Below are 23,129 nucleotides of genomic sequence, written 5' to 3' on the forward strand. Positions count from 1 at the left end.
CCGGGGGCAATACCAAATTTTTCGGAAATCAGAATTCCAGTTCGAAGCCGTCTGCATCCATCCACGCCGGGAACTCCTCGCGGAAGGCCGCCTGCGCCTCGGAGTCGAATTCGGCGACGAGGGTCTGCTCCCGCTCACCGGCATCGGCCAGCGTGGCGCCACGGAAGTCGACGAGCGCCGAGTCGCCCGCATAGGAGGCATCGGGATCCGTGCCCACGCGGTTTACGCCTGCCAGGTAGCACTGGTTTTCGATGGCCCGCGCCCGCAGCAGCGTACGCCACACCTCGCGGCGGTCGTCCGCCCACGAGGCGCTGCACAGAATGGCATCGCAATCGCCCCGGTTGCGGCTCCACACCGGGAAGCGCAGATCGTAGCAGATCAGCAGCAGGAACCGGAACCCCATATATTCCACCACCACGCGGCGGTTTCCCGGAGTATAGTCGCGCGCTTCGCCGCCGGGACGAAACAGGTGCCGCTTGTCGTACCAGGCAACCCCGCCCGAAGGCTTCACGAAAAACATCCGGTTGCGGAACTCCTCGTTTTCGGCGATGACGACGCTGCCCACGACGGCTTTGCCGTATTGTGCCGCCCAGCGCCGCATGGTCGTGGCGACAAGCCCGTCGGCAGGCTCGGCGACACGGGCGGGGCACAGCTTGAACCCCGTGGCAAACATTTCGGGCAGCACGGCAATATCAGCATCGGCCGCCGCGACGACAGGTTCCAGACGTTCCAGGTTCCGGGCGGTATGTTCCCATTCCATGTCGACCTGGCAGACAGCAACACGTATTTTCATAGAAAAACTCCGTTTTGTAAACAAATATATAAAATTTTCTTACAGATCGCACCTGCGGGAATAAAAAACATGGAGGTTTGTAAGGCAGGGCGGCAACAGAGGGAACCGGGCATACAAAACGGACACGCAGGGCGGCACCCTTGCGGCAGTGCATACGGTTCGGCGATGAAAAGCAATGCAGGGAAACAGGGCGCAGGCAGCCGGGGGCAACCGGCCGAGGCGGACGACCTTGAGGACGACCTGTCCAGACAACCTATCCAAACAATCTGCCCAGACAACCTATCCAAACGACCGGACGGAGACAGGTACGGGCGGCCGACGCCGACCTGTACGCCTCAATGCGCCCCCAACCGCCACACCGTGACCGACGAGGCATTGCCGCGCTGGTGCAGCAGCGAAATCCGGCAGGGCACGAAATCCGAAGCCCAGCAGTTCCAGACGTCGACGAACTGCTGGGGATTGCGTTCGGCAAGCGGGAACCAGGTGCTTTGTACCTGCACCATGATGCGGTGTCCGGCGCGGAACGTATGGGCGATGTCCGTCATCCGGAAAGGCACCCGCGCCGGAACACCGGGCGTAAACGCCTCGGGACGCGAGAAACTGCGGCGGTAGCGGCCGCGCATGATGTCGCCCCGCACGAGCATCCGGTAGCCCGGCAGCGGATCGTCCTCGGGGAAAAGGTCGATCAGCTTGACCACGAAATCGGCATCGGTCGTCGAAAGCGTCACCTCCAAGTCGGCATCGACCGGGCCGACGAGGGTCATATCCTCTTCGAGAGGCTCCGAAACGAACGTCAGCACGTCGGAACGGCCGGACAGGAAACGCTGGTCGGCGACCATATACTCTTTGGGACGGCGCAGACCGGAAACCTCGCAGTACGGCACGGGATCGGAAGGATCGGAGACATAGGTACTTGCGGATGTTTTGGCCGTCGGGCGCCGGGTATCGAGGATGCCGCCGCCGGCGAGGTACAACGTCAGTTTCCGGGCCCCGCGCGACAGAAAGCGGCCGAAAGTATGCCAGCGGTTGTCCCCCGAGGAAAAGACCGCGGCGGCCGGCAACGGAGCCGCTTCGTCCGTATTGCCGTCGCGGAGGTAGTGGTCGAAGAACGGCACCTCGAAATGCTCCATATAATATTCCCACGAGGCATCGCTGCCGAAATCGAACGCCCCGAGCGTCCGGCCGCCGTTACGCCACGCCCCATGCGCCCACGGGCCCACGACCAGATGGCACGGCGTCGAAGGGCTCTGCCTGTTCAGGGCCCGGTAGAGGTTCCACGCCCCGAAGCAGTCCTCGGCATCGAACGTCCCGCCGACGATGAGCACCGCGGGCTGGACGTTGTAACAGGCACGGCGCAGGTCGCGTTCCTGCCACCAGGCGTCGTAATCGGGATGCGCGGACATCTCTTCCCAGAAGGGGTTGGGTTTCAGCAGCCCGGTAAGTTCCGCAAGCGCCGTATGCTCCAGGAAGAACGTCCGCTCGTCGGGCTGGGTCTGCCGGGACATGGAGGGCATTTTCGCGGCCGGAACACGTCCGGGAGGGGTATTCATGCTGCTCAGGAAGCGGTAGGAGTCGGTGAGCATCAGCACCCCGTTGTGATGCACGTCGTCGCCCATGAACCAATCGGTGACGGGAGCCTGCGGAGAGACGGCCTTCACGGCGGGATGGCCGCAAAGGCCGCCCATCATGGCGTAGAACCCCGGATAGGAACACCCGGCGAATCCCACCCGGCCGTTGTTGTGCGGGATGTGCCTGACCAGCCAGTCGACCGTGTCGTAGCTGTCGGTCGTCTCGTCGGTCTCACCGCTGCCGGCGGGCCGGACATGCTCGAAGTCGCCCTCGCTCATATAGCGCCCCCGGACATCCTGCATGACGATGATATAGCCGCGGTCGACGTAGCTGCGCAGATAGCCTTTCTCAAACCCCTGCGGGAAGCGTCCGGCACCATAGGGCCCGCAGCCGTAAGGCGTACGAAAAATGATGACGGGGGCTTCGCCGGGCGCCTTGGGCGTATAGACCGCCGTGTAGAGGGCTACGCTGTCACGCATTGCGATGCGGTACTCGGCCTTGTCGTACAGCTCGGCGACGGGCTGCCCGGCAAAGGCCGCAACGGCGGCGAGCAGGCCGGTCAACAGGAGCGCGAAAAATCCACGGATTTTCATAGCAGGAAGGTTAAGGTTCGTTTTCGAAAGTTACGCTTTTTTCCGCAAACGCCCAAAAGTCGGCACGAACGGGGAGTACGGATCGGTGCTGCCCGATCCCACTGACTCCCGAAAAGGGATGCGGCCGCTCCCGCACCGCGGAACTTGGCCGGGAAAGTTGCAATCCCGCGAAAATAAACGTACTTTTGCAGGCGGTCAATTCCGCAATAACGATATGCTCAGAGCAGGACGCACCCAGAAACTTACCGTAAGCCGTGTTTCGGACTACGGATTATACCTTACGGACGAGGAACAGAACGAGGTTCTGCTGCCCAACCGTTATATATCCCTCACAGACAAACCCGGCGACGAAAAGGAGGTTTTCGTTTACCACGACTCGGAAGACCGCCTCGTTGCGACTACCGAAACGCCGCTGCTCCGCGCCGGAGAGGCGGGTTACCTGCGCGTGGTGGACAAGACCGTGCACGGGGCATTCCTCGACTGGGGATTGCATGGCAAAGACCTCTTCCTGCCCAACCGCAACCAGCAGGGCGGCATCCTCGCGGGACGGAGCTACATCGTATACCTCTATGAAGACAGCATCACGGGGCGCTGCGTGGCGACCACCAAGCTCAAGGGCTTCATCAACAACGACCTGATCACGGTGGAACCGCGCCAGGAGGTAGACCTGCTGGTCGCCTCGGAAAGCCCGATCGGTTACCGCGTGATCGTCAACAACCGCCATTGGGGCATGCTATACCGCAACCAGGTATTCCGCCCCGTAGCCATCGGCGACCGCATGAAGGGATACGTCCGCAAAATCACCGAGGACAACCGTATCGACGTGAGCCTCCAACAGGAAGGATATGCGCAGGTCAAGGATTCGGCAGAGGTTTTGCTGCAACTGGTGATCGGCAACGGCGGGCACTTGCCGTTGAACGACGACAGTTCCCCGGAGGAGGTGAAACGCCTTACGGAGATGAGCAAAAAGGTCTTCAAACGCTCGCTGGGCGTGCTGATGAAACGCGGCGCGGTCGAAGTGGGCGAAGACGGGATAAAAGTCAAACGGCAATAATGGGTAAAATGAACACGGCGGAACGGGTTTCGCGCGAGATGTCCGACAATTTCGTCTTCCAGCGGTCGCTGCTGGCTTACCATGCCGCGGCGCAGCGCATCGGCGGCGACGTATTGGAGATCGGCACGGGGGCGGGTTACGGCATCGAGGTGGTGGCACCCCATGCACGGAGTTTCATCACGGTGGACAAATTCGCCCCGGCAGCGGAGCTTACGCGGCATCCGCATGTCGAATTCCACCAGGCCGTAGTGCCGCCGCTGGCATTCGCGGCCAACAGTTTCGATTTCGTGATCTCGTTCCAGGTGATCGAGCATGTGAAGCAGGACGTCGAATTGGTGCGCGAAGTGAAACGGGTACTTAAACCGGGCGGCAAGTTCATCGTGACGACCCCCAATGCACCGATGTCGCTCACCCGCAACCCATGGCATGTACGGGAATATACAGCGGAACAGCTGCAAAACCTGTTGGAGCATGAATTCCGCTCGGTCGAAACCCTCGGGGTCGCAGGCAACGGGAAAGTCATGGCCTACTACGAACAGAACCGCCGCAGCGTGGCACGCATCACGCGCTTCGACATCCTGGATCTCCAGCACCGCCTGCCCCGCCGCCTGCTCCAGCTACCCTACGACATCCTGAACCGGATCAACCGCCGGAAGCTGCTGAAGGCAAATACCGACCTCACGTCCTCGATCCGGATGGAGGATTACCGCATCTGCCCGGTGTCGGACGATTGTTTCGACCTGTTTTACGTGGCCGAAAAATAGCCGCTGAGCACCCTCGGATTACAATCGGTTTACTATAAAAAAGAGCAAGCAGCCTCATGCGGGGCTGCTTGCGCTTTTTAACGGCTCGTCCGAGCGCTCGTCATGTTTAATATTCCTCCTCGCCAAAGAAACTTTTATATATTGATTGTCAATATATTACTTCACATTCAATGAAATTTGCGCAAACAAACTGCGCCGTCTGAGACGGGCTGCGGCAATGGAATGGTGGACAAACATATTTGACTTCAATATAACTCATTATTTAAAGGCAACCATCAACGCGGCACGAAGAGCTGTGGTTCGCTTTTCTTTGAATGTCTTAAAATCAGCCCACTGCATTGTGCAGCAAGCAGCAATATAGTTTTTGTTTTTATAATCAGCAATCTTATTAACATCATTATCAAAATGTTCTAGAATCCACTCATCTGGATCAGCGTCTTTTTTTCGTATATTTTCAGCCCCCTCTAATAATTGGAGATTGAAAAGATAATTTTTCTCTTCAAGAAAATCAGGAGATAGAGTCTTATTCTTCATAGTAAACTTAGCTTTGGGATATATATGGTCTATGTGGAATTTGGAATTTTTATAATCCAAGTGCGGGTAGAGTACCTGTAGAACAGGTAATATCGCAGGGTTGCCATATTGCAATGTAAGCAAATCATCCACATCATCAGTAGTTAGCTTTAACGCTTTATTGGCATCCATCTTCGCCATTCTAACATTAAATTCTGAGAAATCCTTAACCCCATCCATTCCCTCTAGTGCATTACTAAGTTTTCTATCCAATGAAGTGGTAAAGTAAGAAGTAATCTGTGCTGTTCTGACAAACTTAAATATTGCCTCTTTATCACCATTGCCAAGTTTGTTATATACTATGTCATTTCTATATAAATACAGTGCAATGATGGAGATGATGTAACCGGATGCCAATTGTCCAGAATATCCAAAATCTTCTACAATGCGCACTGCATCTGTAATAGAAGTGACAATTTTTTCCCAATTTTGTTCAATTGAATGAATGTTAGTTTTGTTGAAATTTTTTAGATTAAATATGTGGTTTGCGCCAATTAGCAACAAACTAGTTTTCAATATTTGATCTCTACCGAAACAACCGAACCCTGTAGTCCTAAACTTATCAACATATACATTCATTTCTCCTCTTATATCTGAAGAGAAATTTGCAGTCAAAATTGACATAAGTAAGTCTGAATAAGACAATGTTGTCCCTCCGCTATTAACCCTAATGAATATCTTTAAGACTTTGTCAAGATTCTTTTCTGTTTCCTCAAAGTAAGAAATCAATCGTTCTGTACATATCACATTCTTAAGTTTCTCCAATATATCGGCCTCCATATCGTCCAATTCATTCTCTCTGCAATACCTATTTAAACTTGTAAGATTAAGAATGTCACCGACTTTAAACCAGAAATTATTTTCATCCGGAAAAGGTATTTGAGTGGGACTTTTAAATTCAAATTGATAACAATCTTCCGTGTCTTCTTCATTGGGCTGATATCTTAAATTGAGATATAACTTCTTTAATTCAAATGCATTAGGATTATCCCACCAACCTTTTGGCTTTTTCAGAGTTCGAGAACCGTTTAATCCAATATACAATGAGGTTAATCTTTGCTGACCATCAAGGACAATATTTAAGTCGTTAGAGTTAACCTTCGCAATATCAATTTTCTCATTATGAGGATTTCTAACATCATAATCTTCTATGAATTGATATAACTGAAAGTTTAATTTATCCGAGTCTGATAAAGCAGACTTATCTGTTTCTACATCAGTTTTTCTTAATTTCCAAAATAAGAAAGAACCTATTGGATAGTTTCTTAATATAGAGTCAAATAGTTGCTCTATTTTCTTTTCTGCAACTCGATCTAGCCAAACATATTCTCTTTGAATGTCCGGAAGGAAGTAACTGACATTGATTTCTTCAATAACCTCCTTAATTGTAATATCCTTAAATTGCCCCATGTTATTATAGTTTAGTGAAACTAAAGTACAAAAATAAGCCCTAAATATCGAATATAATTCCCTATATTTGTACTATTCAATCTATAGTCTTTTCGGTCTTCCCATATCTTTTCCTCCTGTTTTAATATTCCCGAGGATAAACAAAGGTAATGTATTTTAGACAAATAAACCGTACCATATGAAACCATAAAACACCAGCGCGACAAACAAATTTTCATTGTCTGTCGCGCTGATATTTAATAGTTTAATCTATTCGAAGGGCGTCAATATTCCTCCTCGTTGAAGAAGAAATCGTCTTTCGACGGGTAGTCGGGCCAAATATCTTCGATAGATTCGTAAATCTCACCCTCGTCCTCTATTTCCTGCAGATTTTCGAGCACTTCGAGAGGCGCACCCGAACGCACGGCATAGTCAATCAGTTCATCTTTCGTAGCGGGCCAGGGAGCATCTTCCAGCTTCGATGCCAATTCAAGTGTCCAGTACATAGTTCCAAGTTTTTAAGTTCCCAAATATCAGCGGATTAACATCAGGCAATAATCGCTATTCCGCTATCACTGATTTGCAAAAGTATAAAAAAAACGAGAAAAACAAAGAAAAAATTACAAAACATCCATGCGCACGCATCAATAAACTGGAATACAAAGCTTTATGGAATCCACAAGGTCTCCTCGACGCCGTAATGCTCTGTGAGCGTGCGCCCGAGCAGATAGAAATAGTCGGAAAGGCGGTTCAGCCACATCAGCACGATGGCATCCGTGCCGTATTTTTCATCGGCACGCAACGCGGCACGCTCGGCACGCCGGCAGACCGTACGGCACACGTGGCACATCGAAACGACGGCGTTGCCGCCCGGGATCGTGAATTTGTCGATCGGTTTGAGCGCGTCCTGCATCGCGTCGATACGGCCTTCGAGCCAGTTGACGGCCTCGGGAGCCAGCGGCGCGACCTTCCCGCATCCTGTTTTCCCGCACGCCAGCAATGCCTCGACGGTCATCAGGCGTGACAGGATACGGTTCAGGTCGTCGACATAGGGCGACAGCGCAGCTTCCGCACGCATGTTGTCGCAGAGCAAAGCCGCAAATGCTGCCAATTCGTCCACCGTGCCGTAAGCCTCGACCCGTTCGTCGGTCTTGAAAACCCGTTCGCCGCCGACAAGGGAGGTCGTTCCCTTATCGCCTTTTTTCGTGTATACTTTCATATCCGGAAATGTTGTTTCGGCAAATTATTATTGAAAACCAGCAGGTAACCGCGGTTGTCCACCGTCGTCGAACGGTGCGCCGCGACGATTTGCAGGCACATGGCCCGGCGTTCACGCCCGTCGTAGGGGGACATGACCGCCACCGTATTCCCGGCGGCAGCCGCATCACCGACCAGCGCGAGCGTCTCCGTCCGGGACAGGCTGCGCGTCGCTATGCAGAACTCCGCATCCGCACGATTCAGGCCAAAAGTGGCGTAGCCGCAATGAATCGCCAGGTTTTGCAGCTGCACGGCGCGGCGTTCGGGCACCCCGGCCGCGAGCAGTTCACGGAACAACGCCCGGTCGCCGGGAAGCAGCGTATCGCGCATGAAGACATGGCGCACGACATCGTATACGAAAGGCGAATGCACGCCGTGCCCGCGGAAGAAACGGGCCCGGGAGAGCCTGTTGCGCAGCTCAGTGACCCGCCCGTAAAATTTCAAACCGAGTTTATGGCCGCCGATTCCCATAACCGTTATTTTTTCAACAGCCCCGCAAGGCACCCCGTCGAAAAGGCGATCTGGAGGTTATAACCGCCCGTATTGGCATCGAGGTCGAGCACTTCGCCCGCGAAATAGAGCCCCCGGATCTTCAGCGATTCCATGGTATAGGGGTTGACTTCGGCGCAGGAAACGCCCCCGGCCGTCACGATGGCGTATTCGAACGGCGCATAGTCCGTGATGGGGAACGTGAATCCCTTGAGCGTCTTGATAAGGCGGGTTATCTCCTCTTCGGTGAGCTTGCCGATGTAATTCTTTCCGTTGACACCGAGTTCGTGCACCAAAGTCATCACGAGCGGCTTGGGCACCAGCTTGCGCAGCAACTCGGCGAAGAACTCCGTCGGCTCCATCCCGGCTATCTCGCGGGCGATACGTTCGCGCAGTACCTCTTCGGTCAGTGCGGGTTTCAGGTCGACGACCAGTTTAACGCGGCGTTCGTCGATCAGCGCATCGACCGCATCGCGGCTCATGCGCAGCGCCACGGCACCCTCGATGCCGCGCTCGGAGAAGCCCAGTTCACCGAACTCCTCGCGCACGGGTTCGTCGTCGACATAGAGCACGGCCCTGATATTTTTCAGCAACAGACCGTCGAGGTAGCCGATCTGCGGATGCGACGAAACGAGCGGCGTCAGCGAAGGGCGCACCGGTTCGACGGTATGTCCCAGGTCGGCCGCAAAGGTGTAGCCGTCGCCCGTGGAACCCGTGGCGGGATAGGAAACGCCACCCGTGGCGACGATCACCTGCGGGCATTCCTCCTTGCGTTCGAAACCGCGCCTGTTGATATAGCGGACGCCGAAGACCTTATCACCCAGGGTCATGATCTCCGTCACGCGCGTATTATAAATGATCTTCACGCCGTTCTCGTAGCAATATTCCAACAGCGCATTGGCGATGTCCCACGCCTTGCCGCTCTTGGGAAAGACGCGCTCGCCGCGTTCGATGTCGAGCTTCACCCCGGCCTTTTCGAAGAAACGGATGGCGGCGCGGTTATTGAACTCGGCGAAAGCCTGTCCGAGAAATTCCGCGTTGGTACGCACCTGCGCGGCAAACTCCTCGGCCGGGCGGGCGTTGGTGACGTTGCAGCGCCCTTTGCCCGTGATACGGACTTTACGGCCCGACTTGTCCATCTTTTCGATCAGCAGCACACGCTTGCCGTCGCGCGCCGCCGTACCTGCGGCCATCATGCCCGCTGCCCCAGCCCCGATGACGATCACATCGTACGGCCGGATTTCTTTTTCTTCGATTTGTTCCATACGGCTGCAAAGATAGACAATAATTCTTTCTTTCCGGAAAAATTTTTCCTATCTTTGCGACCGAAAAAACCGTTCTAAACAGATATGTTGAGCAGAAGATTACTCCGTATAAAGGTCGTCAAGGCACTGTTCGCCCACCTCAAATCGGGCGCCGACAACATGATGGCATCGGAAAAAACGCTGATGGCGTCCGTCGACAAGGCCTACGACCTCTATTTCCAGATCCTGACCCTCCCCGTGGAACTGACGCGCTACGCCGAACAGCGGCAGGAACTGGCCAAACAGAAAAAACTGCCGACATACGAAGACCTCAACCCCAATACCAAGTTCGTAGACAACCAGGTGATCCGCGTCATCGCCAACAGCGATGCCGTGAACGACCATATCGCCGCCCGCAAGCTGGGCTGGGGCCGCCATCCGGAGCTGATCCGTACGCTCTATACACAGCTCTCGGAAAGCGACTATTTCAAGGATTACATGCTGCGCGAGGAGCGCTCGTTCGCCGACGACCGCAAGCTGCTCGAAGATTTCTTCAAGGAGCTGCAGAGCTGCGAGGCACTGGAAACCGAGCTGGAAGAGATGTCGATCCTCTGGAGCGACGACCTGCCTTACATCGTGATGATGATCCTGCGTTCGCTCTCGGGCCTGAAACCGTCGCACACCGAGCTGAAAGTCCCCGCGAAGTTCAAGAGCGACGAAGACCCCGAATTCGTGAAGACGCTCTTCGAAAAATCGCTGGTCAACTACGATGCCTACCAGGATTACATCGAAAAGTTCACCGCCAACTGGGACGTGGAACGCATCGTGTTCATGGACAACCTGATCATCGGCACGGCCATGGCCGAACTGACCTCGTTCCCGTCGATTCCCGTCAAGGTGACGCTCGACGAGTACATCGAGATTTCGAAATACTACTCGACACCCGGCAGCAGCACCTTCATCAACGGCGTGCTGGACAAGATCGTCGAATCGCTCACCGCCGAAGGCCGCATCAGGAAAGCCGGCCGCGGCCTTATCTGAGTCCCGATGCTGCGCGGGTTGTTGTTGCTGGCGCTGGCCGTGACGACGGCGGCATGCGGCACCCGGCAGGCACGCACGGGCGAGACCGGGCGGAAAGGCCGGATTATCGCCGTCACGGACACGATCCTCGACACGGGCGGCACGGATACCGTGCGTTTCGGACGCATGCACTCGGGGGAGGTGGCCGTGCTCAGGCTCTGGATCGAAAACCGGGCATCGAAGCCCGTAGCCATCACCCGATACGACCGCAATTGCGGGTGCACGACGCTCGGATATGACACACAGCCCATTACGCCGGGCGATGCGCAGCAGGTATCACTCACCTTCGATGCGGGGGGCGAATGGGGCTGGCAGCTCAAGACGCTGGACATCACATTCGCCGGCGGGCGGAAACCCCTGAGGCTGTTCATCGAGGCCGAAGTGGAATAAACATTTGTGTATTCGACAATATTTCGTATATTTGTTCCGTTAACGGAAATAAACACTTAAAACATAACGACGTATGATTAATTTTCTTCAGGTGCCGCCCGTAGAGCCCCAGCCGGGCTTCATGCAGCAGTACAGTTTCATCATTATGATCGGCCTGATGGTGCTGGTTTTATGGCTCTTCATGTGGCGCCCCGAATCCAAGCGCCGCAAGCAGATGCAGGCATTCCGCGAAGGCCTGAAAAAAGGTGACAAGATCATTACCGCCGGCGGCATTTACGGTACGGTAAAAGAGATCAAGGAGACGACCCTGCTGATCGAGGTGGACGGCAATGTCACGCTGCGCATCGACAAAAACATGGTCGTAGCCGACAACAGCGACCTTCAGCGCCAGTAAAAACCTGTTTCAGATAATAAAAAAGCTGCAAAAATTTGCAGCTTTTTATTTGCAGGTTCAAATTTTTTATTTTAAATTTGTATACATGCTCGGGAAACCCGGGCATAGTCCCAACAACATTGTCGAGGGGGGGGGAATTTCTAAGCGCCTCTTACAGATTACCTCTTTCTCGGCAATGTTTTTTTATGCCCGTATCCCGGCAGGCGATCCTGCGGGGAATTTTCGCCCAAATCCGCAGCCGGCCGGCAAGGCGTCCCCAGAAAATTCCGGACAAAAAAATCCCGAACGTGCAAACAAGCAGGATATGCAACCGGTTTTATCGTTATATTTGCATCCGGATTTTTCAACGCATACACATGACCCGACACATATCCTACCCTACCCTCGGCACCTGCTCCCGGCAGATCGACATCGAACTGGAAGACGGCATCATCCGCAATGTGACGTTCACGGGCGGCTGCCACGGCAATACGCAGGGCATAGCGGCGCTCGTGCGCGGCATGAAAGCCGCCGACGCGATAGCCCGGCTGGAAGGCATCGACTGCCACGGCAAGGGCACTTCGTGCCCCGACCAGTTGGCCAAAGCCCTCAGGCAGGCGCTCTGAACCGACGCAGCTACCGTTCGGGAACGGATTTTGCACACGGAGCAGCAAATCAAAACAGAAACACTATGTATTTCGTATGGTATCTCCTGCTCGGCTTGGCTTCCGGATGGATCGCCAACCTCATTGTCAAAGGCAGCGGCTCGGGGCTCATCGTCAACCTCGTCGTAGGGCTGGTAGGCGGCGTGCTCGGCGGCTGGCTCTTTTCGTTCTTCTGGCTGGTTCCGGCAGGCACGCTGGGCAGCCTGGCCACATCGGTCATCGGCGCCGTGGTGCTACTATGGATTGCCGCAGCCATCTCGCACAAGAAAATCCGTTAAACCCGCAACGATTATGGACAACATGAAAAACGGCGTACACGCCGACACCGCAGAAGCGGAAAACACGGAGACCATGGATCTCCTGGCCGGAATGCTCGATGCCTCAACGCATTGCGGCGACAACGACGAGGACGACAAGGAACCGGCACAGGCGGTCGAAGAAACTCCCGGCGAAGAATCCGCGCCCGGAAAATAATAACCGCAGGGAAAAAACCGACAGTTCTATTCAACGAGCAAAGTGTGCGGACAGTCCGCACACTTACCGTATCCAGCATACTGGGCAGAAGCAGGACGAAGGAGGATTCAGGCGAATAATACAACAAACATAATCCCGCATTGATAGTCAATGCGGGATTGTTGAGCTGCCAGGACTCGAACCTGGAACGACAGAACCAAAATCTGCTGTGTTACCATTACACCACAGCTCAATCCGTTGCTCGAGAGCGGGACAAAGATAAGCAAAAAATCGCAATTTACAACCGGAAAACAGAAAAATGCCCGACTCTTGCAGGGGTGCAAGAAAGAATTTCATTACTTTTGCACGCATGGAGCCGACAAGCCGGACAACGGGCTGGCAGGCGCCCTACTGAAACTGAACGATTAATACGATAAGATATGATCCTGACAATGATCCTGCTCTTCGTGGTGGGCTACGCCTTCATCGCGCTGGAGCACAAAGTTAAGGTCGACAAATCGGCCATCGCACTGCTGATGTGCGGAGCCATATGGACGATCTTCAGCCTCTGGGGGCACGATGAGAATATCAGCCACGACATGGTCGACCACCTGGGCGACACGTGCGAGATACTGGTGTTCCTGATCGGCGCCATGACGATCGTCGACCTGATCGACTCGCACGGCGGTTTCAACGTCATCACCGACCACATCAAGACCCGCAACAAGCACAAGCTGATGTGGCTGCTGGCATTCATCACCTTCTTCATGTCGGCAGCGCTGGACAACATGACCACCACGATCATCATGGTGATGCTCCTGCGGAGGATCATCGCCGACCAGAAGGAGCGCTGGATCTACGCCAGCCTGATCGTCATCGCGGCCAACAGCGGCGGCGCCTGGTCACCGATCGGCGACGTGACGACGATCATGCTGTGGATGCGGGGCAACGTCACCTCGGCAGCGCTGATGGGGACGCTCTTCGTACCGTGTATCGTCTCGGTCGTCATCCCGACGGCGATCGCCATCCGGTATATCCGCAACGAGGACGCGGCACCGGTGGACGAGAGCACGTTCGAAGCGGAACTGCCCGCGGGCGTGGGCCCGCGCCTGAGCAAATTCATCCTCATCACGGGTGTATTGAGCCTGTTGTTCGTACCCGTGTTCAAGAGCATCACCCACTTGCCGCCCTACATGGGCATGATGGTCTCGCTGGGTGTGATGTGGGTTCTGACGGAGATCATCTACGACCGCAAGCGCGGCATCGAGGAGTCGATCAAATGCCGCGTGACGAAGGTGCTCAAGCATATCGACATGCCGACGATCCTCTTCTTCCTGGGAATCCTGATGTCGGTGGCGGCGCTGGAAACCGCAGGCGTGCTGACCGACGTGGCGAACTGGCTCGACAAGCAGGTACACGAAGTGTTCACCATAGCGGGCGTCATTGGCATCCTGTCGTCGGTGATCGACAACGTGCCGCTGGTCGCCGCCTGCATGGGCATGTACCCCGTGATGGACACGGCGGCGGTGGCCGCGAGCGCCGACCCGGCCTACATGCAGTCGTTCGTGCAGGACGGGTTGTTCTGGCACCTGCTGACTTACTGCGCCGGCGTGGGCGGAAGCCTGCTGATCATCGGCTCGGCGGCCGGCGTGGTGGCGATGGGGCTCGAAAAGATCAATTTCGGATGGTATTTCAAGAAGATCACCTGGCTGGCCTTCGCAGGCTATGCGTCGGGCATCCTGGTGATCCTGGCCGAACACCTGCTGGTCGGGCTCTGACCGACAGCGGGAAACGGAATAACGGGTGTGGAGGCAATGCTTCCGCGCCCGTTGCGTTTTGCGTAAAACCCCGTCAGCCGGCCGGGTGTCCCCCACCTATGTCAGCGGACTTTGGCCATGAATTTCTCACGATCCACGACGTAACGGACGTGTACGCCCTCGCCGATCATCCCTTCGGCATCGCGGGCGCCGACGTTGAAGGTCAGCTTGCGCCCCTCGACACCGGTCAACACGGCTGTGGCGGTAATTTCGGCACCCAACCCCGAAGGCTTGATGTGCGTGACGTTCATCTCCGCCCCTACGGTCGTAGCCCCCGCGGGGAGCGCCGCGGCTACGGCCGTCATGGCGGCATGCTCCATAAGCGCCACCATCGAAGGCGTGGCGAAAACCCCGAGGTCGCCCGACCCCATCGTCGCGGCGGTATTTGCGGCCGTAACCGTCGTCCGGCTCTGCGCCGACAATCCTTTTTCCAGCATAATATCCATTTTGCGTAATACGTTTATCCAATAAATAATTACATTTGCAGTGGCCGTGCAGGCTGCGTACGGAGGAGAGCTCCGACCCGCCGCCGGATTCGTCCGCGGCAAAGCCAATGCAAGCCGGACGCAACGGCAGACCCGCGAACTACGCGCAAGGCACGGCCTGCCCCGTGAAAGTCCGCCGTTCGCAAAGATAACGATTTTCGCCGATATGAAAAAGTGTCTCCTGATTCTGGTAATACTGGCCGCCGTGTCCCCCGGGGTACGTGCGCAGGGAGGCCGCGGTTTCTGGCACCAGGAATGGACGGTGGAAAAAGGAGACTCGGTACCGTTGGTACATATCCTGCCGGTCTACGTGTTCAGCCGCCCCGTCGACCTGCGCCGTTACCGCAAGCTGGTCGACGCCGTGAAGAAGGTCTACCCCATCGCCAAGGTCGCGAAAGCCAGGATGGCCGACATGGAAGAGGAATTATGCCGCCTGCCGACCAAAAAGGCGCAGAAGGAGTACATCAGGCAGGTATACCACCAGATCAAGGACGAATATACGCCCGTGCTGAAACACATGACCCGCACGCAGGGCAAGGTGTTGCTCAAGCTGATCGACCGCGAAACCGAATACACGGCCTACGAGGTGCTCAAGGAGTTCCGGGGCGGATTCGTGGCGGGGTTCTGGCAGGGCGTGTCGCGGATTTTCGGGCAGAATCTCAAATCGCAGTACGACAAGGACAACGAAGACAAGATGATCGAGCAGATCGTAATTTACTACGAAGCCGGGCTGCTGCGGTAGGCAAACCGGGATAAACTACGATCCGTTACTCGAATTTGTTGTAAAGGACGACGGGGCGTCCGCGGCGTACGCTCATCGCGGGAAACCAGATGTCGTCGGCCGTGAGTCCGCACTTCTCCACCGCCTCGAGCGAGTACTCCAGACGTCCGAAGTCGGCGTCGACGTTGTTGGTGCCGAACGTGAACTTTATTCCGCGCTGCTTGGCCCGGCGGATGATGCCGAAGCTCGGGATACGATAGCGGGCGTTGATCTCCAGGGCGATGCCGTAGCGTTCCAGCACATCCAGTACGCGGTCGACGCGCGCGTCAGTCCAATACCTGTCGTAATCGGCCTGCATGTCGTCGGGCAGGTAGGTCGGGTTGGCGTAGATGTCGGCCGGCTCGTTGGTGAGTATCTTCACCGTCTGGTCGACCAGATGATCCATGTACTGTTCTTTCGTCACGCCGTCGTAGTGCACCTCCTCGGGCCGGTAGATACGCGAGTTGCGCCCTTTGTGGTCTATGATGGTCATGGCGTCCGTAAACAGGTAGTCGAATACGCCGAGGGCCTCCTGCGAGAAGGTCGCCGTCCACTTGCGGCCCTCGCCCTGCACGCCGCACAGGAAGGGCATCCGCTCCACTTCGTCGAAATAGGCATAGACCTCCCCGTCGTCGGCCAGCATCCGGCCCACACCGCCTTCCCCGGCGTTGGGCGCCACGCCGTAATTGATGCCGTAGTTCATCGACATGGCGTGCGCCCGCTCCTTGGTCAGGCCGCCCTTCAGGTGTACGTGGTAGTCGATGACGGGGAAATCACGCTGCTGGAAGCGGATCACGCCGTCGGTGCGTTCGTCCACGGGCGGCAGTGTGTCGGCCTCGTTGCGGGCCTGCGCGCCGAGGCGCTCGATTGCAAGGTTGCGGAACGCAACTTCGCCCTGCACGCCGCGCAGCGCGATCGCGCCGTGTCCTAACAATTGCCGGGCGTGCGCCTGGGTGCGGTAGGGATGTTCGGGTTCGGTATAGCAGACCACTTCGGTGGTGTCGATGCGGACGACGATGTTACGGCCGCGCACAGTGACCTCGAAGCCGAACCACTCGCCGTCGTCGGCCAGCGAACGGTAGAGGTTGCGCACGGAGGCGAGCGAACCGCTCTTGCGTGTCCCGTCGATGGCGCCGTTGCGGAAAACCACCTCGTAGCCCGACTCGCCGTCGGTGTGGAAGAGCAGCGCCGCCTGGGCACCGGGCTGCGTGAGGGCTTCCCCCGTAAGGCGGAAGTTGCCGTAGTCGCCTGCTGCCAGGAGCGTACGGCCCGCCGTTACGGCCGGGGCCGTCGTGCGGATCTCCCGCTCGCCGTCGCGCCACCGGTCAAGCGGTTCGAGGGCTCCGGCCTCTCCGCAGGCCGTGAGTGCGGCCAGGGACAAGAGTGCCGCGGCGATCGTCGTCCCGATACGCGGAACAGGATTCGAATGGCAAAAGAGGTTCCTCATAACTTGGATTTTGTAATAATGCGGTTCCGATTCGGACAGGCCGCCCGGCCTATGTGTACGTCAAACTTATCTCAGTCGTTGCTTGCTATCAAATATGCCCATGCAAAAATACACACTTTGTTGGAAAAGTACGGAATGACGCACGCTGTTTTATTTCGGACAGCATGAATTTCGGGAATCCCGGCAGCAAATAGGCTCAGAAATTGAACGACAGGCCAACGCCCAGCTCCATGTAGGAACGCCCCGGGCGGTAATCCCCGAAGGCGAACCCGAAATTGTCGGTCAGGTAACAATGGTAGGTGAAATCGCCGTAGAGGTTGAACCGCCAGATGGGGATGATAAGCCGCACCCCGAGGTCATAGGTACAGCTGAAACGGTGCTTGACGAGGAAATTCCCGGAGGAGGGCTCGCGGCTGAGCGGGCCCAGCATCATGCCCGGCGTAAAACCCGTATGCGCTTCGAATTGCTTGGGAATGATCGAAAGCAATGCCGCGGCGACCCACGACCCGGCCTCGCCGTCGCCCGGGAAAACCAGCCCCCGGATACGTTCCGTGCGCCAGGTGAATTGCATCGGGATCGAATAGTAGTCGCAGACTTCGTCGTCGAAAAACAGGTTCAGCCCCGTGCGGAAACCTATATTATAATAGTTGTACCGGGCGTAGTCGATGCTGATCGCCTCGAATTCCGGGCCACGGCCGTCCCCCATGAAAAGTTGTGCGCCGTATCGCACTCCGATCTCGTTGCCGGAGGGCAGCCCCTTGGGGGTATGCCACTCGTTCGTATTCTGGGCTGCCCCGCTGACGCAATACAGAAGCGCGAGGAGTGCCGCAAAAACTGGTTTCTTCATAATTTACAGGTTGCTTCTGCCCGCAAAGGTAACAGAATAAGGCCGCCTTCCAAACATTTATGCGGAAAAATGCAGGGTGGGCAACCAGATGCCCTGAAAATCGCCGCAGCCCTTGCTCTTTGTGAATTATTCGTTATCTTTGTGGGCAAAATTTCGCTGAGCCATGTTTGAAAATTTAACGGATAAACTCGAACGGTCATTCAAAATCCTGAAGGGCGAGGGGCGCATCACCGAGATCAACGTAGCGGAGACGCTCAAGGAGATCCGCCGTGCGCTGATCGACGCCGACGTCAATTACAAGGTCGCTAAATCGTTTACCGACCAGGTAAAGCAGAAAGCGCTGGGACAGGACGTGCTCAAGGCGGTGAAGCCCGGACAGATGATGACCAAGATCGTACGCGACGAGCTGGCCGAACTGATGGGCGGCACGGCCACAGACATCAGGCTGGAGGGCAACCCGGCCGTGATCCTGATCGCGGGTCTGCAAGGCTCGGGTAAAACCACCTTCTCGGGCAAGCTCGCGGCATTCATCAAAAGCAAGAAAGGCCGCCAGGTACTGCTGGTGGCAGGCGACGTATACCGTCCCGCGGCCATCGACCAGCTGAAGGTGCTCGGCGGGCAGATCGAGGTGGAGGTCTACACCGAAGAGGGGAACAAAAACCCGGTACAGATCGCCGAAAACGCCATCAAATACGCCCGCCAAAACTCGTTCAACGTCGTAATCGTCGATACGGCGGGCCGTCTGGCCGTGGACGAGGCGATGATGCAGGAGATCACGGCCATCAAGGCGGCCGTGAAGCCTTCGGAGACACTCTTCGTAGTGGACGCCATGACGGGCCAGGACGCTGTAAACACGGCCAAGGAGTTCAACGACCGGCTCGACTTCGACGGCGTGGTACTCACCAAGCTCGACGGCGACACCCGCGGCGGTGCCGCGATCTCGATCCGCTCGGTGGTCAGCAAACCGCTGAAATTCATTTCGAGCGGCGAGAAGATGGACGCCCTGCAGGTGTTTCATCCCGAACGTATGGCCGACCGTATCCTCGGCATGGGTGACGTCGTATCGCTGGTGGAGCGTGCACAGGAGCAGTTCGACGAGGAGGAGGCGCGCCGCCTGAAGAAAAAACTGGTCAAGAACCAGTTCAACTTCAACGATTTCATCGGGCAGATCCAGCAGATCAAAAAGATGGGCAACCTGAAAGACCTCGCGGGAATGCTTCCCGGCGTAGGCAAGATGCTCAAGAACGTGGACATCCCGGACGACGTGTTCAAGCAGACCGAGGCGATCATTTCGTCGATGACCCCGGCCGAGCGCGAGCACCCCGAAATCATCAACGCACACCGCCGCGAACGCATCGCCAAGGGCAGCGGCACGACGATGGCCGACGTGAACCGCCTGATGAAGCAGTTCGAGGATACCCGCAAGATGATGAAGGCCGTAGCCGGCGGCAACATGAAGATGCCGAACATGCCCGGAAGACGCCGATAGCCAACAGATTGCAAATAAACCACGATCCCTCATTCGGAATGGGGGATTTTTTATGCGGTAGTTTTTAGGGCCCGAAACGAATTTTTCATCACTTTTTCATAGCAGGACAGTTAAAAATTATTACCTTAGTACACGCAATACTTCAAATCTCACTTTTTCTAATTTAATCACAACCACATGATGCAATTATCATTTTGGAAAAGATTACTCTGCGCGGCGCTCACCCTCGCGCTGGGAGTAACACTGACAGCCTGTTCGGACGACGACACCAAGGACGACAAGCTGATCCCTGAAATCGAGGTTACCCAATCGTTGACGTTCGATTGCACGCAAACCCAGACGAAAAACCTCGAAATCGAGCTTAACGGAAAGCTCAACTGGCAGATCAAGGCCGACGCATGAATCGAACTGTCGCAGACCAGCGGCAAAGGTTCTGCGACGGTAGCCGTAACCGTACCCGCGAACGCCACGTCGCGTACGGGTACCATCACCGTAACGGCAACCGGTTACATGGGCGCCACCGACACGGGCACATGCTCCGTAAGGCAGATCAAAGAAGGGGAGACGAATACGAACATTGCGGAAATCCGCGAGCTCGTCATGGCGACCAATCCCTCTGCCGATGGAAAAGAACTGACGGACGCGATCAGAGCCATGACGCTGTGCGGTATCGTAGTCTCGGACAAGGGGGGGGGAAACCAGCAGCCCTTCATCGTAATCCTTGCCGACGATACGCAGGATGCCGGTGCCGGCCTCGCACTCTCGATCAGCCAGTCTAACAACACCTTCGAGCGCGGCGACATCGTCGAAGTATCGCTCAGCGACGCATCGGCACAGCTCTTCAGCGGACTGCTGCAGGTTTCGACCCACAACGAACCCATGCTCGTGGGGCAGACCGAACCGCTGGCCCCGATCGCCATCACCGCAGACAAAATCGCGCAGTACGAATCGCAATACGTAAAGATCGAAAACACGCAGCCCGAAGCGTCGGAATCGGGCACCTGGAACAGCGACTCGAACAAGGGCAATGTTTCCATGGAGACCAAGGACGGAAAGTCCTACAAAATCCGCACCCTGCAAACCGCATCCTATGCCCAGGATGCCATCCCGACCGACAAGAGCGGTTCCATCGCAGGTATCGCGGGCATCTACAACGGCACACTGCAACTCCTGCCCTGCAACGGCGACGACATCCAGCTTACCGAAGCACGTTTCACGGTACAGGGTAACAAGGCCACGCTGGCCGAAGTGCTCGAAGCCGGCGCCGGCTCGGCATTCGAAGTCGAGGGCGTAAGCGTCATCGCCGCCAACGAGCAGGGTGTCCTCCTCCAGCAGGACGGCGCACGCATCTACGCATTCAAGGGCGAAGCCCACGACCTGGCCGTCGGCGACGTAATCACCGTATCGGGCAAGACCGAGTCGCGCAACGGCCTGCTGCAATTCGGCAAGGGTTGCAGTTTCACCAAGACTGGCCACCAGGATATTACCCAGCCGCAGCCCGCGGCATTCTCGGCAACGGAAATCGAAGCCTACATGAAAAACCCCGAGGTGAAATACGTGACCTACAAGGGTACCGTCCTCGTATCGGGCAACTACGTCAACGTCGAGATCGACGGCACTTCGGTGCAGGGCAGCCTGGACTACATGAGCGACGATTTCAAGGAGAAGTACAACAGCCACAACGTGACCATCACCGGCTGGCTCTTCGGCTCGTACAAAACCTATATGTACACCATCCCCGTGGAGATCAAGGACGAGGGAGAATTCGAAGAGGAAGTTCCCGACGGAGCGATCTTCTACAGCACGTTCGACAAGGAGCTCGCCTCGCAAACCTTCGGCGACGGCGGCCAGTGGCCGTTCCTCGACCAGTTCGAAGGCTGGATCAACCACAAGGGCTCGGGCGTCGCCAACGTGGCTTATGACTTCAAGAGCATGTCCGCACGTACGAACCAGTCGTCGAAGGGTTCGCTTTCGCTTTACGACGGTTCAGGTAAAAACAACATCTTCTTCAGCACGGCGCCCAACTATTTCACGATCCAGAAGATCGCGGTAACGTCGCAGAACCTTCGCCTCTCGTTCGGCGCGCAGCGCTACGCACAGGGCGCCACCAACACGTTCATCAAGTCCGACTTCGTGGTACGCCTTTCGGCCGACGGGCAGCTCTGGTCGCAGGCGCTCGACTACGATTTCGGCAGCGTAGCGGACGAACCGGGTGAGTGGCGCCTCGCAACGGCAGACTTCACCCTGCCGGCAGGCACCGGCACGCTCTACATCAAGTTCGAAGCCAAGATGAGCAGCGTGAACCGTATCGACGACGTATTGCTGACCCCGGGCAACGGCGGGCAGGCAATCGAGTTCGGTAAGGAAGAGGAGACACCGCTTTCGACGATAGCCGAGGTGCTGGCGGCTCCCATCGACGAAGTTTACAAGGTCGAAGGACAGGTGATCGGCACCCACTCGAAGGGCTTCCTCGTAAAGGACGCCACGGGTACGATCCTCGTATTCAAGAAGAACCACGGCATGACCGTCGGCGACAAAGTCACCGTCGAAGGCGCAACGTCGGAATACGGAGGCATGAAGCAGTTCGGCGAAACGTCGGAACTCACCAAGAACGGCTCGGGAAGCTATACGCAGCCCACCCCGACGGATTTCGGGGCAGCGCAGTTCGACGCCTATGTCAACAACCCGACGATCCAGTATGTAAAATACGAAGGCAACCTCAGCTCGTACCGCGACCAGATTTATCAGTGGCACTATAATGTCGCCGTGGAGGGTACGAATGTAGTCGGCTCGATCGCCTACCCCAACAGCGACCTGAACATCGAAAATTTCGTCGACCGCAAAGTCATCATCACGGGCTACACCGTCGGTGTTTCGGGGACGGATACCAAATACCTCAATACGCTGACCACGTCGATCGAATTCGCAGAACAGGAGACCATGCCCGACGAGAGCCAGGCCATCACGGTGAAAGAACTCAACGCCAAACTCGCCACGATGAATGCGGGCGATGCGCTGGGCGAACTGATCGCCGTGAAGGGCTATGTGGCGGCCAACAACGAAGGAGGAAACTTCTACCAGCTCATTTCGCTGGTGGACAACACCGGCGAGGCCAACACGGGCATCATCATCAAGGGCAGCGACTACACCGAGAAAGACCTGCCTGTGGGCACAAAAGTGATCGTCAGCCTTAAATACGCCAAGTACGACATCAACAATGACCTGCCGCAGTTGAGGATGGCGACGATCTTCCCCACTCAGGAGAAGGTAACGATGAAAGTCCCCCAGATCACCGTTTCGCAGGCAGGAGATTACGTTGGCCAGTATGTGACGGTAAAGAACCTCACCCCGGCGGCAAATTCGACGACCTGGGTCGTGAATAAGAAGACCACTTCGGTCAACTTCACCGACGACGCCGAACTGCCGATGGTGGCACGTACGACCAATCACGCCGTATTCGCCAACGAAGCTATCGCAATAAAGAAGGCGGATCTGAGTGGTATCATGGAGATATACAAGGGGGGCTATCAGATCTTCCCCAACAGCATGGAGGACGTTGCAGGCTTCAAAGTCGAGTAACACGGCACAATCCATCCGT

At 56.2% G+C, this 23,129-nt stretch carries 23 protein-coding genes and 1 tRNA gene; 13 read left to right on the forward strand and 11 right to left on the reverse strand.

What is annotated here, in order from left to right; genetic code table 11:
- Positions 1-28 precede the first annotated feature (28 nt).
- Both B3C38_RS11770 and B3C38_RS11775 read right to left on the reverse strand, forming a co-directional pair.
- On the reverse strand, positions 29-793 hold the full coding sequence (locus B3C38_RS11770; protein ID WP_286727186.1) for a nitrilase-related carbon-nitrogen hydrolase: 765 nt from the start codon (positions 791-793) through the stop codon (positions 29-31).
- A 335-nt stretch (positions 794-1,128) separates the two neighbouring features.
- A complete protein-coding gene (locus tag B3C38_RS11775) occupies positions 1,129-2,955 on the reverse strand; it encodes a CocE/NonD family hydrolase (RefSeq protein ID WP_022332680.1) in 1,827 nt (608 codons plus the stop codon).
- Between the two features lie 214 nt (positions 2,956-3,169).
- Between B3C38_RS11775 and B3C38_RS11780 the strand changes: the two genes are divergently transcribed.
- Complete coding sequence (locus B3C38_RS11780; RefSeq protein ID WP_022332679.1) at positions 3,170-4,009, forward strand: CvfB family protein; 840 nt, start codon at positions 3,170-3,172, stop codon at positions 4,007-4,009.
- The gene (locus tag B3C38_RS11785) at positions 4,009-4,773 is read left to right on the forward strand and encodes a class I SAM-dependent methyltransferase (protein WP_286727190.1); all 765 of its coding nucleotides are present in this window, start codon (positions 4,009-4,011) and stop codon (positions 4,771-4,773) included. Before B3C38_RS11780 ends, B3C38_RS11785 begins: the two co-directional genes overlap by 1 nt.
- Before the next feature lie 258 nt (positions 4,774-5,031).
- On the opposite strand, the gene B3C38_RS11790 is transcribed toward B3C38_RS11785, so the two are convergent.
- The 5 genes from B3C38_RS11790 to B3C38_RS11810 form a co-directional block, all read right to left on the reverse strand.
- Entirely contained in the window at positions 5,032-6,756 is a 1,725-nt protein-coding gene (locus B3C38_RS11790; protein WP_237956943.1) for a DUF262 domain-containing protein, read from the reverse strand.
- 263 nt (positions 6,757-7,019) lie between these two features.
- On the reverse strand, positions 7,020-7,241 hold the full coding sequence (locus B3C38_RS11795; RefSeq protein ID WP_009597992.1) for a DUF2795 domain-containing protein: 222 nt from the start codon (positions 7,239-7,241) through the stop codon (positions 7,020-7,022).
- Between the two features lie 161 nt (positions 7,242-7,402).
- Complete coding sequence (locus B3C38_RS11800; protein WP_256166473.1) at positions 7,403-7,954, reverse strand: cob(I)yrinic acid a,c-diamide adenosyltransferase; 552 nt, start codon at positions 7,952-7,954, stop codon at positions 7,403-7,405.
- Positions 7,951-8,463, reverse strand: a complete 513-nt coding sequence (locus B3C38_RS11805) for a hypothetical protein (protein WP_117506651.1) — start codon at positions 8,461-8,463, stop codon at positions 7,951-7,953. Before B3C38_RS11805 ends, B3C38_RS11800 begins: the two co-directional genes overlap by 4 nt.
- A gap of 5 nt (positions 8,464-8,468) precedes the next feature.
- On the reverse strand, positions 8,469-9,746 hold the full coding sequence (locus B3C38_RS11810) for an NAD(P)/FAD-dependent oxidoreductase (RefSeq protein ID WP_286727202.1): 1,278 nt from the start codon (positions 9,744-9,746) through the stop codon (positions 8,469-8,471).
- Positions 9,747-9,830: 84 nt separating this feature from the next.
- On the opposite strand from B3C38_RS11810, the gene B3C38_RS11815 reads away from it, so the two are divergent.
- The 6 genes from B3C38_RS11815 to B3C38_RS11840 all read left to right on the forward strand — a co-directional run bounded on the left by B3C38_RS11815 (position 9,831) and on the right by B3C38_RS11840 (position 12,707).
- Entirely contained in the window at positions 9,831-10,766 is a 936-nt protein-coding gene (locus B3C38_RS11815) for a transcription antitermination protein NusB (protein ID WP_195611167.1), read from the forward strand.
- Between the two features lie 6 nt (positions 10,767-10,772).
- Positions 10,773-11,195 (forward strand): DUF1573 domain-containing protein, encoded by a 423-nt coding sequence (locus B3C38_RS11820; protein ID WP_286727205.1) that lies wholly within the window; start codon positions 10,773-10,775, stop codon positions 11,193-11,195.
- A 73-nt stretch (positions 11,196-11,268) separates the two neighbouring features.
- A complete protein-coding gene (gene yajC / locus B3C38_RS11825) occupies positions 11,269-11,589 on the forward strand; it encodes a preprotein translocase subunit YajC (protein WP_055210559.1) in 321 nt (106 codons plus the stop codon).
- A gap of 356 nt (positions 11,590-11,945) precedes the next feature.
- Positions 11,946-12,194 (forward strand): TIGR03905 family TSCPD domain-containing protein, encoded by a 249-nt coding sequence (locus tag B3C38_RS11830; protein ID WP_286727209.1) that lies wholly within the window; start codon positions 11,946-11,948, stop codon positions 12,192-12,194.
- A 65-nt stretch (positions 12,195-12,259) separates the two neighbouring features.
- Positions 12,260-12,511 carry a GlsB/YeaQ/YmgE family stress response membrane protein gene (locus tag B3C38_RS11835; RefSeq protein WP_286727211.1) on the forward strand — a complete coding sequence of 84 codons (252 nt, stop codon included), beginning with the start codon at positions 12,260-12,262 and terminating at the stop codon, positions 12,509-12,511.
- 13 nt (positions 12,512-12,524) lie between these two features.
- Complete coding sequence (locus tag B3C38_RS11840) at positions 12,525-12,707, forward strand: hypothetical protein (RefSeq protein WP_022333428.1); 183 nt, start codon at positions 12,525-12,527, stop codon at positions 12,705-12,707.
- Between the two features lie 161 nt (positions 12,708-12,868).
- Here the strand turns inward: B3C38_RS11840 and B3C38_RS11845 are convergent.
- Positions 12,869-12,939: transfer RNA gene (locus tag B3C38_RS11845), tRNA-Gln, on the reverse strand.
- Positions 12,940-13,126: 187 nt separating this feature from the next.
- Between B3C38_RS11845 and nhaD the strand changes: the two genes are divergently transcribed.
- The gene (nhaD, locus tag B3C38_RS11850; RefSeq protein ID WP_286727213.1) at positions 13,127-14,464 is read left to right on the forward strand and encodes a sodium:proton antiporter NhaD; all 1,338 of its coding nucleotides are present in this window, start codon (positions 13,127-13,129) and stop codon (positions 14,462-14,464) included.
- Between the two features lie 101 nt (positions 14,465-14,565).
- Here the strand turns inward: nhaD and B3C38_RS11855 are convergent, their stop codons facing one another.
- Complete coding sequence (locus tag B3C38_RS11855; RefSeq protein ID WP_276791451.1) at positions 14,566-14,940, reverse strand: thioesterase family protein; 375 nt, start codon at positions 14,938-14,940, stop codon at positions 14,566-14,568.
- Between the two features lie 214 nt (positions 14,941-15,154).
- On the opposite strand from B3C38_RS11855, the gene B3C38_RS11860 reads away from it, so the two are divergent.
- Positions 15,155-15,730, forward strand: a complete 576-nt coding sequence (locus tag B3C38_RS11860) for a DUF4294 domain-containing protein (RefSeq protein ID WP_117506647.1) — start codon at positions 15,155-15,157, stop codon at positions 15,728-15,730.
- A 25-nt stretch (positions 15,731-15,755) separates the two neighbouring features.
- On the opposite strand, the gene B3C38_RS11865 is transcribed toward B3C38_RS11860, so the two are convergent.
- Both B3C38_RS11865 and B3C38_RS11870 read right to left on the reverse strand, forming a co-directional pair.
- The gene (locus B3C38_RS11865; RefSeq protein WP_141404703.1) at positions 15,756-17,195 is read right to left on the reverse strand and encodes a DUF1080 domain-containing protein; all 1,440 of its coding nucleotides are present in this window, start codon (positions 17,193-17,195) and stop codon (positions 15,756-15,758) included.
- A 196-nt stretch (positions 17,196-17,391) separates the two neighbouring features.
- The gene (locus B3C38_RS11870) at positions 17,392-18,042 is read right to left on the reverse strand and encodes a hypothetical protein (protein WP_117506645.1); all 651 of its coding nucleotides are present in this window, start codon (positions 18,040-18,042) and stop codon (positions 17,392-17,394) included.
- A 163-nt stretch (positions 18,043-18,205) separates the two neighbouring features.
- Between B3C38_RS11870 and ffh the strand changes: the two genes are divergently transcribed.
- From ffh to B3C38_RS11885, 3 genes are all read left to right on the forward strand, one after another.
- Positions 18,206-19,531, forward strand: a complete 1,326-nt coding sequence (ffh, locus tag B3C38_RS11875; protein ID WP_286727219.1) for a signal recognition particle protein — start codon at positions 18,206-18,208, stop codon at positions 19,529-19,531.
- 177 nt (positions 19,532-19,708) lie between these two features.
- Entirely contained in the window at positions 19,709-19,933 is a 225-nt protein-coding gene (locus tag B3C38_RS11880) for a hypothetical protein (RefSeq protein ID WP_286727220.1), read from the forward strand.
- A gap of 108 nt (positions 19,934-20,041) precedes the next feature.
- A complete protein-coding gene (locus B3C38_RS11885; protein WP_286727221.1) occupies positions 20,042-23,110 on the forward strand; it encodes a DUF5689 domain-containing protein in 3,069 nt (1,022 codons plus the stop codon).
- Positions 23,111-23,129: the final 19 nt, after the last annotated feature.

The sequence above is a fragment of the Alistipes sp. UBA1686 genome (assembly GCF_002320215.1).
Classification (GTDB): Bacteria; Bacteroidota; Bacteroidia; order Bacteroidales; family Rikenellaceae; genus Alistipes; species Alistipes onderdonkii.